The following is a 15361-nucleotide window of genomic DNA, read 5'->3' as shown; positions in this document are numbered from 1 at the left end:
GGGAAGAAAGAGACAGAAAGTATCGCCTTTTCTATCCCTATTTTACCACATTCTTATGGTTTACTCAATATGACTTCTTATCTAATGAAAAATATACATAAGCGTCAATCATTTATTTACTTATGCTGTAAATATGATTCCTTATTTGATTTGAAAGAAAAATCTTGACAAACTCCTACATTCAGTATAGCATATTTAGTGAATATAACAAAGGAAAATTTTCCTTAAATATGGGCTCACACTGTGCATTTTTCCATAGAGCCGATGCACGCTACAATGCCTGTCTACGCTACAACTCAAGTTCTCCTAACCAAGATACATTAGAGCGATTTAGTTTCGAGGTGTCGCGGTCGAGCAAAAAATAAAATCGCTACCATTCTTCTCCTGAGAATATGCACACTACAGATTCACACGCCTCGCAGACAATCGCGAAACGGGCAGTGCTGATTGGTGCTGTCTTAATTATCGCGAATAGCTACTGGATAGCCTATGTCGAAATGATTTGGCATACCGCGCATTTGACAACCGTCGCGATGTCGGTCAATGTCATGTTTGGTATTATAGCGATGACGTTTCTGAACCTGATCGTGCGGCGTATTTTTCCACGCGTCGCCCTACAGCCACGGGATCTACTTGTCGTTTTTAGTATGCTCGCTGTAGGGAGCGCTTTTTCAGGGCATGATTGTATCCCACGTTTAATGGGACTCATCCCGTACGCTTTTCGCTTCGCCACACCCGAAAATGATTGGGAGGCACTGCTCTTTCATTACCTGCCCGAATGGCTTGTGGTGAAAGACCCGAAGGCGGTCAACGATTTCTATGAAGGTGGGGTCAACTTTTTTACGGAGGGTTATTTTCAGTATTGGATTGTGCCGATTCTTTCTTGGTCGGTGGTTATTTTCCTGTTAATGCTAATCTTTTTGTGTTTGACCTCCCTGATTCGCAAGCAGTGGATAGAGAATGAGAAACTCGCGTATCCGATTATTCAGATTCCGCTTGAGATTACCACCAATCGGCGTATCTTCACAAATCGCTTGCTCTGGCTCGGGTTCGGAATAGCCATGGGCATCAACCTACTCAATGGGCTGCAGTTCTTCTATCCGGTTCTCCCAGAGGTTCCTGTGCGGAAATACAACCTTAACGTCTACTTTACGCAGAAACCGTGGATCGCAATGGGCAGCACACCTCTCAGGTTTCATCCCTACATAATTGGCTTCTCGTTTATTTTACCTTTGGATTTGGCGTTTTCATGTACCTTTTTCTATCTGCTGAAGAAAGTCCAATTGCTCTTTGGAAGTGCTGTTGGGGTTTCAGCCTTGCCGGGGTATCCGTTTCTCGGTGAACAAGGCGCAGGGGCATTACTTGCCCTGCTTGCGATTGCGTGTTGGAATGGGCGAAAACATTTTGCAGGTGTGTGGGCACAGGTCATCCGACCTGATCGAGATGTGTCCCGAACAGAAGCGATCTCCCATCGCAGTGCCGTCATTACGTTAGGTATATGTCTGCTGTTATTAGCCGTTTTTTGTGTCCGTAGTGGGATGACGCTATGGGCGTTTGCGATTTTTATCGGTGTCTATTTAATGATTGTGGTGGGTTTAACCCGAATGCGTGCGGAATTAGGTCCGCCGATCCATGCGATTGGGTATCTAACACCACAATATATGATAATTTCACTGCTTGGCACGCGCCGCCTGCGAGCGGGCAACCTGACAATGCTCTCGTTGATGAATTGGTTGAGTGGGGCAAGTTATGCCTCCTTTCGGACACATCCGATGCCGGATCAATTGGAAGCGTTTAAACTCGGAGAGCGCACCGGTATCCGAAACCGAACGATGTTTGCAGTGTTAGTCATCGCGAGTCTGGTTGGTATCCTATCGAGTCTGATTCTCTATCCGTATGCAATTTACAGTGAGGGAGTGGCAGCAGGTTCGGAACAAATTCATGCCGGGGGCGCGGATACATACAATTTTCTTTCTTCGTGGTTAGTGAATCCGAAACCGACGGATTGGCTGGCGACCTCGGTGCTCGGATTAGCCTTCGCTGCGAATTTGGGTATCATCTTTCTGCGTTCACGTTTTGTGTGGTGTCCGTTGCATCCAGCAGGATATGTTATCGGCGTTGCTCCCGGGACGACGGATGTCATCTGGTTTCCGCTGTTTCTGGCGATGGTCGCGAAGTGGGTTATTTTGCGTCACGGTGGTATCAACGCATATCGAAAAGCAGTGCCCTTCTTCATCGGGTTGGTATTGGGTGAAGCGTTGATGGGATGTTTTTGGCCCTTGCTAAGTCTTGTGTTGAGATCAGCGGTGTATAGTTGGATTTGAGGGGTCGTGTCAGAATGATCGCGAATTTAGCACCAACTTTTTCTTGACATTCGGAAAATTTTGTGCTACTATTTTAACAAATATATCTTATTTTTTTTCGCACATCGGTGACATCTTTTCTCACCGACTGTCTGCTACGTTATCAACGATATGATCGAAGTCAGAGAACTCACAAAATCTTACGGTCCGACGGTTGCTGTCGACCAAGTTTCGTTTGACGCACATGCTGGCGAAGTGTTAGGTTTCCTCGGTCCGAACGGGGCAGGAAAGACAACCACGATGCGTATTCTTACCTGTTATCTCTCTGCTGATGCGGGGAGTGCCACCGTTGCGGGATATGATGTATTCGAGGAATCCGTTGAAGTCAGGAAACGAATTGGCTATCTCCCTGAAAGCGCGCCACTTTATGCCGACATGGGGGTCATCGAATACCTCAACTTTATGACACAGGTGCGGAACCTCCCAAAGAACCAGCGAAAAGAGCGGATTCGAGCGGTTATCGATATCTGTGGACTTGAGGATGTTATCCAGAAAGACATCGGTGAACTCTCAAAAGGGTATCGTCAGCGTGTCGGTTTGGCACAAAGCCTCATCCATGATCCACCTATCCTGATTTTAGATGAACCTACCTCTGGGTTGGATCCGAGCCAAATCATTGAGATCCGTAACTTAATCAAAAATATCGGGCAGGAGAAACTGGTGCTCTTCAGCACGCATATTTTGCCTGAAGTCTCTGCGACCTGCAGCCGAATCCTAATTATCAACAACGGGAAGATTGTCGCAAACGGGACACCAGAGGAACTCTCCAGTCAGGCGAAGGGCGAAGAAATTGTCCACATCGTCATCCGAGGTTCACAGGAATCAATTGAGGCACAACTCAATGAATTAGATTTTGTCTCGCAGTGGAATCGTGTCAACACGGACAACGGTGTCGTGGGGTATCAGATACACGCGGCTCACGGGAGTGATGCTGCGGAGGCACTGTTTCACGTCGTTGTGAAGAATGGGTGGAGTCTTACAGAACTCCGTCAAGAATCTGTGGATTTAGAAGATGTCTTCCTCAATTTAACGGATAAGGAGCAGCTATAATAGTCGAGCATTTCGGATGTGAAGAGGGAACGCCTTGTGCGTTTCCGTAAAGGTTTTGAACCACCCGGGTTTCCATACGCATTGACAGTTGTATGATCCCTTTGAAACCAAACCTGGTTTTCGTACCCGCTAACAACTCAATATCGACTTGGACCGAGACTGATGGACTGCCCAATGGGCATATCGTCGCGGTGTCCTATAGTTAAAAGATCATGATGAACATTGCAGCTATCCTGAAAAAGGAATTTAGAAGTTATTTCAATTCGCCTATCGCGTATATTTTCATCACATTTTTCCTCGGTATCTCCGCATGGCTTTTTTTCAGAGGGTTTTTTCTCGTTAATCAAGCCGAAATGCGCGGGTTTTTTGGATTGATGCCGTGGATTTTCCTGTTTTTTATCCCCGCTGTTACGATGAAACTCTGGGCTGAAGAAAAAAAACTCGGCACAGTAGAAATCCTGATGACGCTCCCACTTCGAGATTACGAAGTCGTCATTGGAAAATTCTTAGCCAGCTTTGCCCTTCTGACTGTAACAGTGCTACTTTCACTTGTCCTACCGCTTTCGGTCATGTACTTGGGGAATCCGGATGGTGGAACACTCATCGGCGGATACATCGGCCTCCTGCTAATGGGTGGGGCATATATAGCCGTCGGGCTTTTTACCTCAACGTTGACTGAAAATCAGATTATCGCGTTTATTTTTGGAATTACTGCCTGTTTTGTGTTGCTGATCATCGGTGAGGACATTGTGCTTTTCAACGCACCGAATTGGTTGTTCCCGATTTTCAGTTATCTGGGTCTCGGCGCACATTATAGCAGTATTCTTCGAGGTGTCCTTGATTCTCGCGACATTATCTATTACCTCTCGCTCATCGGTTTTTTCCTCTATTTAAGCACATTGTCGGTTGAAAGCCGCAAATGGCGTTAGCGGAGGCACGCGATCACGATGATCGTGATGGCGTGACCTCCGAAAGAAAGGAGTAAGCTGTTTTGGTTAATAAAAGAATCAAATACGGTGGCAACACCCTCGCTTTTGTAGCAATCATCTTCGGCATCCTCGTGCTGATTAATTTTCTCTCGACGCGTCGCTTCATTCGCGCCGATCTCACCGAGGACAAGCGTTATACTATCTCGAAAGCGACGAAGAATGTACTCGACACGTTAGATGATATTGTGACGATCACCGCCTACTTTTCTACGAATCCCGCGGAGGTCGGGCAAATCCGTCGCGATGTCAGAGACGTACTCGATGAATACAACGCATTCTCCAAGAGACTCCAGATCGATTTTGTGAATCCGGCGGATTTCGATGATGGACAGAAACAGGAACTCCGTTTCAAGGGTATCCCAGAAGTCCAAATCAATGTCGTAAAAAAGGATAAAGCGGAAATTGCGAACGTCTACATGGGTGTCTCTATCGGATACAGCGGTAAAGAGGAGATCCTGCCGGTTGTGCGATCAACCGCTAATTTGGAGTACGAACTGACTTCTACTATTCTCAAGGTTACCACCAAAGAGGCGAAGACGGTAGGGTTTTTGACTGGACACGGTGAATTTGACATCAATAATCAAAACCATCAACAGTTCCGACAACTTTTGGATAAAAGTGCCCAAGGACAATATAATCTTACCTCCGTCAGTCTGCAAGATGGAAAAGCCGTTGACGATAGCGTCGCGACGTTGGTTGTCGCTGGTGCCCAGCAACCCTTGACGGAACGCGATAAATATGAAATCGATCAGTTTATCATGCGTGGGGGTAGAGCAATCTTCTTAGTCGATCCCATTCAAATGCAACCCGGTACATTGCAGGGTTCTCCGTTGAGCACCGGTCTGAACGATCTCTTGGAACACTACGGTGTGAAACTCGGAAACAACCTCTTGCTTGATGCCAGATTCCATGACACTGCGCGGTTCCAACAGGGATTCATGACGGTTATTCAGCCGTATCCTTATTTTGTTAAAATTGTAAAACCGAATTTCTCAATGGAACACAGCATCACCAACCAGTTGGAGGTGTTGACATTACCGTGGACGAGTTCTTTAGAAATGGTGCCAAAGGATGGTATCACCGCAACACCATTGGCAAAGACGAGTGAGGCAGGACGGAGCATTCAAGGGTATTACAACCTAATGCCAAACGCTCCAATTCCGCCCAATGCTGAGTCCCAAGTTTATACGGTCGCTGTCGCCTTGGAAGGTAAGTTCAAGAGTTTCTATGCGGGTAAAGAAATTCCGTCGATTTCAACCCCTACAGGTGCTGATCTTACAGAGGGAGGCGAAACGCCTACCCCGGTACAAGACTCGGGGATACGGGACACCAAAACGGAGAGTGAACAGACCCAAATTGTGGTCGTAGGCACGGCGCAATTTCTCACACAACTCCGCCCCGATGGCGTTAACTTTTTCTTAAACACTGTGGACTGGCTGACCCTTGGTGATGCGCTCATCGGTATCCGCTCACACACCATTACGGATCGACCCTTGCGTGAAGTTTCTGAGATTGAGAAAAACTTTATTAAGTACCTCTGTATTGTGGGGGTCCCTCTGATCGTTATTGTTTTTGGACTCCTTCGATATTTCCTAAAAAGACGGGCGAAACGGTTCGTGGAAACCTACGGATCCGTGTAACTCGCGTTTTACGATGTGCTTGTGGATACCTTTTGAGAAACGGTTCTTAATTTATCAAGTTTTCGCGCAACGGGCGCTGGGTTTTGCAGACACGGGTAAAGGATCGCGAGTAAACTCGCGCCTACAAGATCCCACACTAAAACCGATAGTCCGTAATGAAATGGAGGGGTTTTTGCTTGGGCGTTTCTTCAACTCCAGAGCATAGCACATCAAAGTCCTAACCCCGGTCGTTTCTCCACAAGGAATAATTAAAAGATGAAAACGAAACAACTTCTTATTTTAGGTGCTATTTTTGTCGTTTTGGCAATTGTTATCCTGCTTTTCGAGAACCCTTTTGAGCAGAGCGACTATCAGAAGAAGGTTGAAACAGCAATGCCCCTGTTTCCGAATTTCAATGCGGAGCAGGTTGTGAAAATAGAAATCACCGCTACCGGCGAGACGACAACGCTTTCAAAACAGAATGGCAGTTGGGTTGTGGCTTCTATGGATAACTATCCAGCGGATGGTGAAGGTGTCGCGGAATTGCTCTCCAAAGTGACAGCGTTTAAGAATACACAACGCGTCTCAAATAACCCGGAAAAACAGTCCGAATTCGAGGTGGATGCCACCGGTGTTGAAGCAAAATTGATGGATGCGAACGATAAATTGGTAGCACATCTGTTTTTGGGAAAAACAACCCCGGGCTTCCTGAGCAGTTACGTGCGCCCTGCTGATTCCAACGAGGTCTATGTCGCACAAGGGTATCTCCAATCTGTCTTTGACAAAGGCACACGTACTTGGAAAGATCGGACCATCTTCAATTTTAACAAAGGGATTGTCACACAGCTTAACATTGTTTCACCGGAGGAGACGGTCGAACTCCGTCTGGATGCAGACGGTGCCTGGCAGATGCGCAAGCCTGTAGCCGCTGCTGCCAAAACAACAGAGGTTGATACTCTTCTAACAACTTTCAGCGGGTTGGACACAGACGATTTCGCTGAAGCAAAGGGTGAACTTGCTGAATACGGCTTGGATACACCACAGTCTACCATTTCCGCTGTGCTGAACGATGGCACAACAGCAACCCTGCATGTTGGGAAAGAGGAGGAGGGTAAACTTTACGTCAAACGCGACGACAAGGATACTGTCTTCAGACTCTTTAAGTCGAATGTGGATCGGTTAATAAAGAAATCCGATACCCTCAAGGCTGAGGAACCACCAGCAGAAGTTGGAACCGAATAGGTTTTTTATCTATTAGGTTTCTGCAGAGGAAAGTCGCAGCCCATAATGGAATGGAAAGCGGATTTGAGAAAGGGTATCAAAATTGAAAGTTACGCCATTTAACCGCAAGGTAAAATTAAAAAAGGAAATTTCCCGTGAAAAGATTAAAATTTTTATCTTTAGGAATGAGTATACTGCTTGCTATAACGCTCATCGGATGCGAACCACAAATCATAGGACCTTTATTACAGTCGCAGGAAAGTGGGAAAATCCACGTGACGGGAAACGGTTCAGTTGTCGGTGAACCCGATATAGCAACACTGAATTTAGGTGTATCCGTTGAGAAAGAGACAGTCGCGGAAGCGCGCGAGGCAGCCGCAGCCGCCATGACAGGCGTGTTAGCGTCTCTGAAAGCCAATGACATCGCTGAGAACGATATTCGAACGGAAAGATTTAGTATCTATCCGCAGTATGACTACACGGATAATGGACGGGTACTTCGTGGGTATAGCGTGAACAACACCGTTAGTGCTAAGGTGCGAGACTTAGAGAATCTCAGTGATGTCATTGATGATGCCGCCGAAGCAGGTGGTGACATTGTTGTAGTAAACTCCATCCAATTCATGATTGAGGACCCCACACCGCTGCAGGCACAAGCGCGTAGTTTAGCCGCGAAAGATGCGGCGACGAAAGCGCAAACCTTGGCAGAAGCAAGCGGTGTTACCCTCGGAAAACCTATCACGATTTCAGAAGCGACCTCCGGAGGGCTTCCTCCAATCGCCTTTGCGAAGACTGAGGAATTCGCCGCTGATAGTGCTCGCAGCGCAACACCTATTGAAGCCGGTGAACTCACCGTCACCGTGAATGTTACCGTGGTTTATGAAATTGAGTAGGGTTTCTTAACAACATTTTTTAACCTATTAACCCTGGACCTTACTCCGCTCCGTTTCGCGATGGTTTTCGGTTAATTCCTACGCGACTGAGATGTGTGCATTTTTTATCCTTTGAACACTCTTCCAAAATTGTATCGCCATTGAAGGGCAAAACTCATTCCAATTTGTCCATTTAGAGGACTTGTAAGCAATCGTCTCCACTCATTCTCGTTTGGCAAACGAGCGAAGTCTTTGTAATTTTCTACGACCCAATTATCCGCGGCATCAATAATTCCCAAAGTCGTCGGTTGTGCTTCGGTTATCGAAAGTAGACTTTCAATCTCATGATCAGGTATCACATCTTTATCCTCATGTATACGCTGGTCATTTTTTTTTCTGAAGTCTTTTTCTGCTTCAAGCACAAGTAGGTGTATCCTGTCCACCTTTTGCATTGATCCGATGATGCCGAGCAGGTGTTTTGCTCGCCAATCGCTCTGATTGACATACGCCAGAAATCGGAAAATCTTTTGGGTCCATGTCTCGCTTTGATTTAGTAACCAATCCCGATGTTTTCGCGCTATTGCAGTCAAAGTAAAATCTGCTAATTCCGTATTTAAGAAATAGTGCCATTTGATGACTTGAAGTTTCAAAGGTGGATGCAATTTCCTTTTCTGATAGTCAGTCAACATAATAAGAGCATCATATTCACTTCCAAGAAGTCTCTCGTAGGCTGAAAAAAAAGGTTCACTGGTAGCGTAATTCTGTGAAGGGGCTTTTATACCTAAGTCAAGATCCGGTAAGTCAACGCCTCGTGCTGGATTCAAACGGAGTTGAGGTATTTCGATGTCTTGGAAAGTCACAGTTTCAAGAACAGCGACAAAAAGCATTTCAATAACGCTTCCAACCGTTTTCCCATCAAGATTTGGAAGTGTTTTCTCTTCGCAAAGTTGCTGATACCAATGCGGCAAAGTTTGGTCACGTCCAACACGTAAAAGCACCGATTCGAGTCTTTCAAGGTTTAATCCTTGAAGGGCATGATTTAATTCAGTCATGGTTCCTTCAAGTCTTTCTCGGAGCAAATCACGTAATTCCATTTTTGTCAGCATAGGTTATCGGCTCCTGAAAAAGATGGAGTTGTTGTTCTTTTACGTTTTCCAACGAAGTCACACGGTTTTGCAAAATTTTATCAATTACCCAATTCGCGAGTACAGGCGGAATGGCATTGCCGTATAAAGCGTATTGGTTATAAATGGAGACAGCAGAGCAGTGATCATCTGGGAAACCTTGCAGCCGAGCATATTCCACATTTGTTAAGCGCCGATAGCGATCTCCTATTTTGTAACGTTCGTAATGTCGGCTAGTGGCCGCTGTAAGTGTAGGGGCGATTCCGTCAATACCAAACACCGTGTACCCCATACGAGCTCCTCTCTTTTGATTATAGAGGAGTTGAACCCCATCAAGAAATCTATTTATCCGTGTACTTTCTTCTAAGCGTTGTAAAGTGCTCTCTGTGAAGTCAAAAGTTGGGTCAACAGTAGGTTGCAGAACACTGCGTAACGTCACACTTGGTTTCACCTCCGAAAAGCATTCCAAGTTACGGGAAAAAAAGCGTTGACGAAACGCCAAACCCCAATTGGCAAAATTCCGACGATGTTTTTCAAGTTCAAGCCAACTTGATATATCAGTGACCCAGCGAAAATTGTTTTCCAAACCCTCGCAAAGATCTGTTAATGTCGCGAGCCTAATCGGTGGATGGTTATCTTTCACATCCAAAGAACCTAATATAAGTACACGCTCACGATTCTGCGCTAAACCGAAGTGTCTCGTATTGACTAGACGCCATTCAACGTAATACCCCAATTCCATTAGTAAAGAAAGCACCGTCGCAAAATGGACACCTTTTTCCATTAGAAGCAGCCGCTTCACGTTTTCCAAAATAAAATAAGGGGGACGATGCTCTCTTAAAGTATCCACAATAGCGGAGAACAGCAGGCCCCTTGGGTCGCGAAACCCCTTTTTTTGGCCAGCACTACTGAACGGCTGACAAGGAAAACCAGCCGTGAGTAAATCGTGTGAAGGAATCTCATGGGTTAATTCTCGAATATCACCTTGATGAATTTCAGCATCTCCAAATCGACTACGATAAACCCGACAAGCTTTGGGGCAAATATCATTCGCCCACAATGTCTGAAGTCCACTCCGAGCGGCAGCTAAACGAAATCCGCCTATGCCCGCAAAGAGTTCAACTGTCGTTTTGATTGCTGTAGAAGTCATTCGCTACTTTCCTTAATGATTTCCAAATCTGGGGTGCATGCGTAATCCTTGAAAAAGCGCAAAACATCGTCCGAGTCTCTCTGTTCAGCGAACCTGTTTTGGATTAGCGTAACATTGTGGGAGTCGAGTTCAATCCCGATTGATTTCCGTCCTAATTGTTCTGCTACAATCAGGGTTGTTCCTGAACCTGCGAACGGATCAAGGACGACATCACCAGGGTTTGTGGAGGAGAGGATAATCCGAAGGAGGAGTTGGATAGGTGCCTGCTGTTTGTGTAAGCGATTCCCTTCTGTGTCTCGTAGTGCTTCATCACCCGCAAAATAGCCAGAGGTCAACTCACGAATATCATCCCAGACATCCGTAACAAACATACCGTTCTCTCGGGGGTGCTTGTAATCTGCAGGCAGCGGGGGGTCGATACGTAGACGATGGAAAACACGCGGCGTTTTGCCTTTCGTTGCAAACGCTATGATCTGATAATGCTTACCGAAACGTTTCATTCCTGGTACTGCCGAAGTTTTCTTCTTCCAGATAATCAGGTTTTGAAAGGTCCAGCCAGTATCGCGCAAGCATTGCAGAACGAATTCCGTGTTCTTCTCACGCTGCATGAAATAGATCGCGCCGCCATCCGAAGTCAATGTATACACCTTTCCACAGATCTCGCGCATCCACCCCCAATATTCCTCTGGGGGTAAGTTATCATTCCAGGTGTTGTAAGCCTTATCCTGATTGAAGGGGGGATCAAGAAAGGACAGGTCTATTCTCGGCTGCGGAAGCACGCCATCCTGATGATCGAGATCGCGTGACTTCCGAGCGAAATCACTCCGATCCAAGGCAGTTGTGCAATTTTCATGAAGCACAGTGCAGTTTTTTCCGAATGAATTGCCCATAGTATTTACACAACCCTTTCAGTTATCGGTTAAAGTTCCTGTAACAAGTGCCTCTCACTTGGAATATTCCATACGCGATTGATTGTTACCAAAAACCTCTTAACTGAAAACCGAAAGGATTTTCGCAGAAAATCTGAACCGACAACCGATAACTATTTAGACGGTATACTGTTTTAGCGTGTCGTCGTCTAAATTCTCCAAAACGTCTTTCGTGTCGGGTTTTTGTCCCTTGTCGAGTTCCTGTTCAGAGAATCCCTGTTCTGCAAGCACCTCTTCAACAACGTAGATGGGGGCTTCACAGCGGAGCGCAAGCGCGATTGCATCGCTCGGACGACAATCCACGTCAATGGTGTTCCCGTCAACTTCTAATGTCACATGTGCGTAGAAAGTCCGTTCTTCAAAAGCGTGTACACACACGGTTATAACTTTAGCACCAAGCGTTTCAATCATCGTCTTGAGTAAGTCGTGTGTCATCGGTCGCGGGAGTTGAATTTTCTCGATATGCATCTGGATAGCCGCTGCCTCCGATTCACCGATCCAAATCAGCAATATCCGATTTGAATCACCCTCTTTTTCCTTCAGGACGACTATTGGTGCTCCGGTACTACGGTCAATTGAGAGGAAGTTAACTTTAACTTCAACTCTTGCTTGTTTTTCGTTTTCCATCTGTGCATCCTTTCATATTGGCTATCAACCATCAGCTTTCGGCTTTCAGAAAGGAACCTCTTTCCTGATTGCTGACTGCCGACGGCTATTCTGCTATTCTTCTGAATCCGATTGGGCATCGACTGCCACGTTGGAAGCATAATCGCGAATCGTTTGTGCAATTCTTTCAGTATCTAAACCGCTGAAGCCTACAATTTCCTTCAGCAACGGCACTGCCGCACCAGCATTCACAATCGAACTGAGAATCCGATTCATGCCATTGCTTCCATTACCATTGCCACCGCCGCCGAGGTCGAGCACACGGATACTTTCGATACGTTCCGCAGGTTTCATCAGTTCAGTGGTTACTTCAGGTAGGGACTCCACGAGTGCTAATATAGCATCACTCACGAGAACTTTGGAATCCGCCTGATTTTTCGCGGCAATCGATGCCTCTTCGCCAGTGGCTTTTGCCTTTGCTTCAACAAGGAATGCCTCTGCGAGAATTCTTTGCGCTTGTGCTTTGACCTCAGCCGCTTCAAGTGCCGCCTTAGCGGATTCTACAACGGCATAGGCTTCCGCGTCAGCAGCGCGTTCTTTGGCGATCCGCTCCTCATCCGCTTCCTGTTCGGCGTGGATCAGAGCGATTTTGCTTTGCCGTTCCGCTTCCTCAATCGCTTGGGCAGTTAAAACACTCCCTTCAGCTTTTGCTTTTTGCGCACTAACGTCCAAGAGTTCAATCAATGCCGCCTCGCGCTGCTTCTCCTTCATTGAGATTTGGATTGCGTTCTCGGCTTGTGCCTCTTTTTCCTCGCGTTCTTTCTCAACAAGGACGATTCTGCTGGAGATACCCGCCTCTTCGACAGCGCGCTGTTGCTCAATCTTGGCTCTGTCAACGGTGAGTTCCCGTTGAATCTGCGCTTCTTCAATCAACTGCTCCTGTTGGACACGTGCGACTTCGACTGCCTGCTTCTGTGCAATCTCTGTCTCTTGGACTTGACGCTCCTGTTCAATCCGCGCCGTGTCGAGCCGCTGCTTCTGAGAGATTTCCGTGGATTTCACGGCTTCTTCCTGCTTGATTCGCGCTTCCTCAACGGCTTGTTGCTGTTCAAGTTTATGCGCTTCAATCTCGCGTTCCTGTTCCGCTTTGTTCGTGGCGATTGCTTTGCGCTGCTCTTCCTGCGCAAACTCAAGCCGTTTCGCAACTTCTAAGGCTTGCGTCTCTGTTTCCTCTTCGCGCTGCTTGATTTCCAGTTCCGCTTTGAGTCGGTTCTCTTCACGTTTCACTTGGTTTTCGTGTTCGATTCGAGCGGTTTCAGTTTGTCTATCTTCAACCTCTTGTTTGATCGTTTGAATCGCAACGACATCAAAACGGTTGTTCTCGTCAAGGGCATCGAGTGGGGTCTGATCGAGGTTGGTGACAGCAACACTTTCTAACTTAAAACCGTTCTGTTCAAGGTCATCCCGACATGCTTCCTGAACTTGGTCAGAAAACTGTTGGCGTTTTTCATGCAATTCCTGCAGATCCATAGTTGCAGCAACGCTTCGGAGAACACCGACAAGTTTACCTTCAAGGAGTTTATTAACCTCGGAGGGCGTTAACGTTTTGTCGCCAAGACTCGCTACTGCTTTGAGTACATCTTGTTCGTGGGGTTCAATTTTGACATAGAACTCTGCTTCCAAATCAACCCGTAAACTGTCTTTTGTAATCAGCGCGGCTTGTCCTGTTCGTTCGACGGGGAGCTGGAGTGTATTCAGGGAAATAAGTTGGCTTGTGTTCGTAAGTGGATTGATGAGGCTACCACCAAAGACGGCACGCTTTTTACGTCCTCCAGAGATGACCAATGCCGAATCTGCTGGTGCTTTTTTGTAGAAAGAACGATAGACTAACAGAAAAATGACCAGTAAGGCAATCACACTGCCGACAATAGTGATGAATAAATTGGCATCCAACATGTTTTAGTTCTCCTTTTTTAATGGCTGTCGGGTGTCAGTCGGCGGCTGTCGGTTAAAAGACTATTTTCAACAATCTACCCAAACTTGCCCCAGAAAGATGTGAATTGTTACGCGGAGCCCTCTTAACTGAAGACCGATAACCGATAACTAATAACTATGGTAAAGTTTAGAATTAATGAGACACTCCAAAGAGGCGAGGTTAGAAACCTCGCCTACCCGGGGAGGGGAGAATGTCTGCTTATTTTTCTGGTTTACCATAATGTAACTGACAACCATACATTATCACAGATCCATTTCGCTTTTTTTTACATCAAAGATTCGTTTTGTTTGATCGTAATTTATGAGAATGACAGTATCCCCTTTGACAGGAGTGACTTCATCTGGTTCGGCACGGCAACTAACAGTCAATTCCGGTCCATCCGGAACTTGGACGCGAGCAGTCCCAAAGGTGGTTGTGATCTGTCCGCTAATCACGCGCCCTCTTAAACCGAGGAGCTGAACATCGTTGATGGCTCTTTCGCTCTCTGGGAACAGTTTTGAAAGCGCGATGGAGATATAGCGAGTTCCTAAAAGACAACAGAAAAACGCAATGATGCACGATATCCAAACCCACTGTGGGTTCTCGGGGATATTGAGAAATGCGTTCGCAATGAGCCCAGAAATCCCCCACGTCACAAATAGCGACATCAGCACAATCATCAAGGGGACCCTACCGACGTTCAGAAATCCGAACACATCCCCGAAGGAAGGACTCTGAGTGCCTGTATCTGCATCCATATCAGCATCTACATCTGCGTCCGCGTCGATATCAACATCTGCATCCATATCAACATCTGCATCTACATCCCCAAAATCCATCGCTCCGGTGGCAAGTCGAAAGAGTGCCAATAAGAACACAATCGCTAAAGGGGCTGTAAACCAGACATTATACGAAACGATGAGATAATTCAGGAATTCTATCATGGCATCCATTTTTATGCTGTGAGTTGCTCGGCGATGCACGCGTAGGCACATTGTGCTGAACGGAAGTTGATATTGTCGATCCAATGAACATTACGGACGATACTAATTTCAAGTTTTGCTTGGCGAAGAAGTCGGTGCTTGAAATCCCGAATTAGCTTGACACCACGGATTTCCGTGAATAATAAGTTGCATCGAACGTTTGCATAAGAGACAGTGAAACTGCCTATATATCGCTCATCTAAGACCAGCACTCGGCGCGTGGTGATGAAAACATAGTCTGGACGCAGTAGGTTGGAGCGACCGAGAAGGCACAAGCGGATGTGTTCATCTTCACATAGATGCGCTTGCACAATCTTTTGAATGCGAGGTGGCATGTTCGCAAATTCAGCCATGTCATTTTGCAAGCAATGTGTAATGGGTGAACACCGGATGACACAGTAAAAATGGAGGTGGCGGGAATCGAACCCGCGTCCGAAGGCATTTCAATAGAGGCTACTACATGCTTATCACAGGTTTTAA

13 protein-coding genes and 1 other RNA gene (1 of these 14 only partly in view) are annotated in these 15361 nt (G+C 46.4%); 6 read left to right on the top strand and 8 right to left on the bottom strand.

Translation table 11 applies throughout. The annotated features are described in order from the left end of the window. The first annotated feature begins 392 nt into the window (after nucleotides 1–392). The 6 genes from J4G07_16505 (at nucleotide 393) to J4G07_16480 (ending at nucleotide 8135) form a co-directional block, all read left to right on the top strand. Entirely contained in the window at nucleotides 393–2324 is a 1932-nt protein-coding gene (locus tag J4G07_16505) for a hypothetical protein (GenBank protein MCE2415589.1), read from the top strand. Nucleotides 2325–2474: 150 nt separating this feature from the next. Then, nucleotides 2475–3413, top strand: coding sequence for an ATP-binding cassette domain-containing protein (locus J4G07_16500; GenBank protein ID MCE2415588.1), 939 nt, complete (start codon nucleotides 2475–2477; stop codon nucleotides 3411–3413). A 212-nt stretch (nucleotides 3414–3625) separates the two neighbouring features. Beyond that, the gene (locus tag J4G07_16495; protein ID MCE2415587.1) at nucleotides 3626–4342 is read left to right on the top strand and encodes an ABC transporter permease; all 717 of its coding nucleotides are present in this window, start codon (nucleotides 3626–3628) and stop codon (nucleotides 4340–4342) included. Between the two features lie 62 nt (nucleotides 4343–4404). After that, the gene (locus J4G07_16490; protein ID MCE2415586.1) at nucleotides 4405–6042 is read left to right on the top strand and encodes a Gldg family protein; all 1638 of its coding nucleotides are present in this window, start codon (nucleotides 4405–4407) and stop codon (nucleotides 6040–6042) included. A gap of 255 nt (nucleotides 6043–6297) precedes the next feature. Beyond that, a complete protein-coding gene (locus J4G07_16485; protein MCE2415585.1) occupies nucleotides 6298–7263 on the top strand; it encodes a DUF4340 domain-containing protein in 966 nt (321 codons plus the stop codon). Nucleotides 7264–7397: 134 nt separating this feature from the next. Beyond that, nucleotides 7398–8135, top strand: a complete 738-nt coding sequence (locus tag J4G07_16480) for an SIMPL domain-containing protein (protein MCE2415584.1) — start codon at nucleotides 7398–7400, stop codon at nucleotides 8133–8135. Between the two features lie 104 nt (nucleotides 8136–8239). Here the strand turns inward: J4G07_16480 and J4G07_16475 are convergent, their stop codons facing one another. The 8 genes from J4G07_16475 to ssrA all read right to left on the bottom strand — a co-directional run. Then, the gene (locus J4G07_16475; protein ID MCE2415583.1) at nucleotides 8240–9220 is read right to left on the bottom strand and encodes a hypothetical protein; all 981 of its coding nucleotides are present in this window, start codon (nucleotides 9218–9220) and stop codon (nucleotides 8240–8242) included. Then, nucleotides 9195–10388 (bottom strand): DNA (cytosine-5-)-methyltransferase, encoded by a 1194-nt coding sequence (dcm, locus tag J4G07_16470; GenBank protein MCE2415582.1) that lies wholly within the window; start codon nucleotides 10386–10388, stop codon nucleotides 9195–9197. The genes J4G07_16475 and dcm overlap by 26 nt, the downstream gene beginning before the upstream one ends. Then, a complete protein-coding gene (locus J4G07_16465; GenBank protein ID MCE2415581.1) occupies nucleotides 10385–11278 on the bottom strand; it encodes a site-specific DNA-methyltransferase in 894 nt (297 codons plus the stop codon). Before J4G07_16465 ends, dcm begins: the two co-directional genes overlap by 4 nt. A 156-nt stretch (nucleotides 11279–11434) precedes the next feature. Next, nucleotides 11435–11944 (bottom strand): bifunctional nuclease family protein, encoded by a 510-nt coding sequence (locus J4G07_16460; protein MCE2415580.1) that lies wholly within the window; start codon nucleotides 11942–11944, stop codon nucleotides 11435–11437. A 93-nt stretch (nucleotides 11945–12037) separates the two neighbouring features. Further along, the gene (locus J4G07_16455) at nucleotides 12038–13879 is read right to left on the bottom strand and encodes a hypothetical protein (protein MCE2415579.1); all 1842 of its coding nucleotides are present in this window, start codon (nucleotides 13877–13879) and stop codon (nucleotides 12038–12040) included. 282 nt (nucleotides 13880–14161) lie between these two features. Next, nucleotides 14162–14851, bottom strand: coding sequence for a DUF1449 family protein (locus J4G07_16450; GenBank protein MCE2415578.1), 690 nt, complete (start codon nucleotides 14849–14851; stop codon nucleotides 14162–14164). A gap of 2 nt (nucleotides 14852–14853) precedes the next feature. After that, entirely contained in the window at nucleotides 14854–15234 is a 381-nt protein-coding gene (locus J4G07_16445; protein ID MCE2415577.1) for a hypothetical protein, read from the bottom strand. Between the two features lie 49 nt (nucleotides 15235–15283). After that, nucleotides 15284–15361: a transfer-messenger RNA gene (gene ssrA / locus J4G07_16440) on the bottom strand; it runs 247 nt beyond the window's last position.

This window comes from Candidatus Poribacteria bacterium (assembly GCA_021295715.1).
GTDB lineage: Bacteria > Poribacteria > WGA-4E > WGA-4E > WGA-3G > WGA-3G.
The sequence above is the reverse complement of the archived record's forward strand: the minus strand, read 5'-3'. Positions and strand labels throughout refer to the sequence as shown.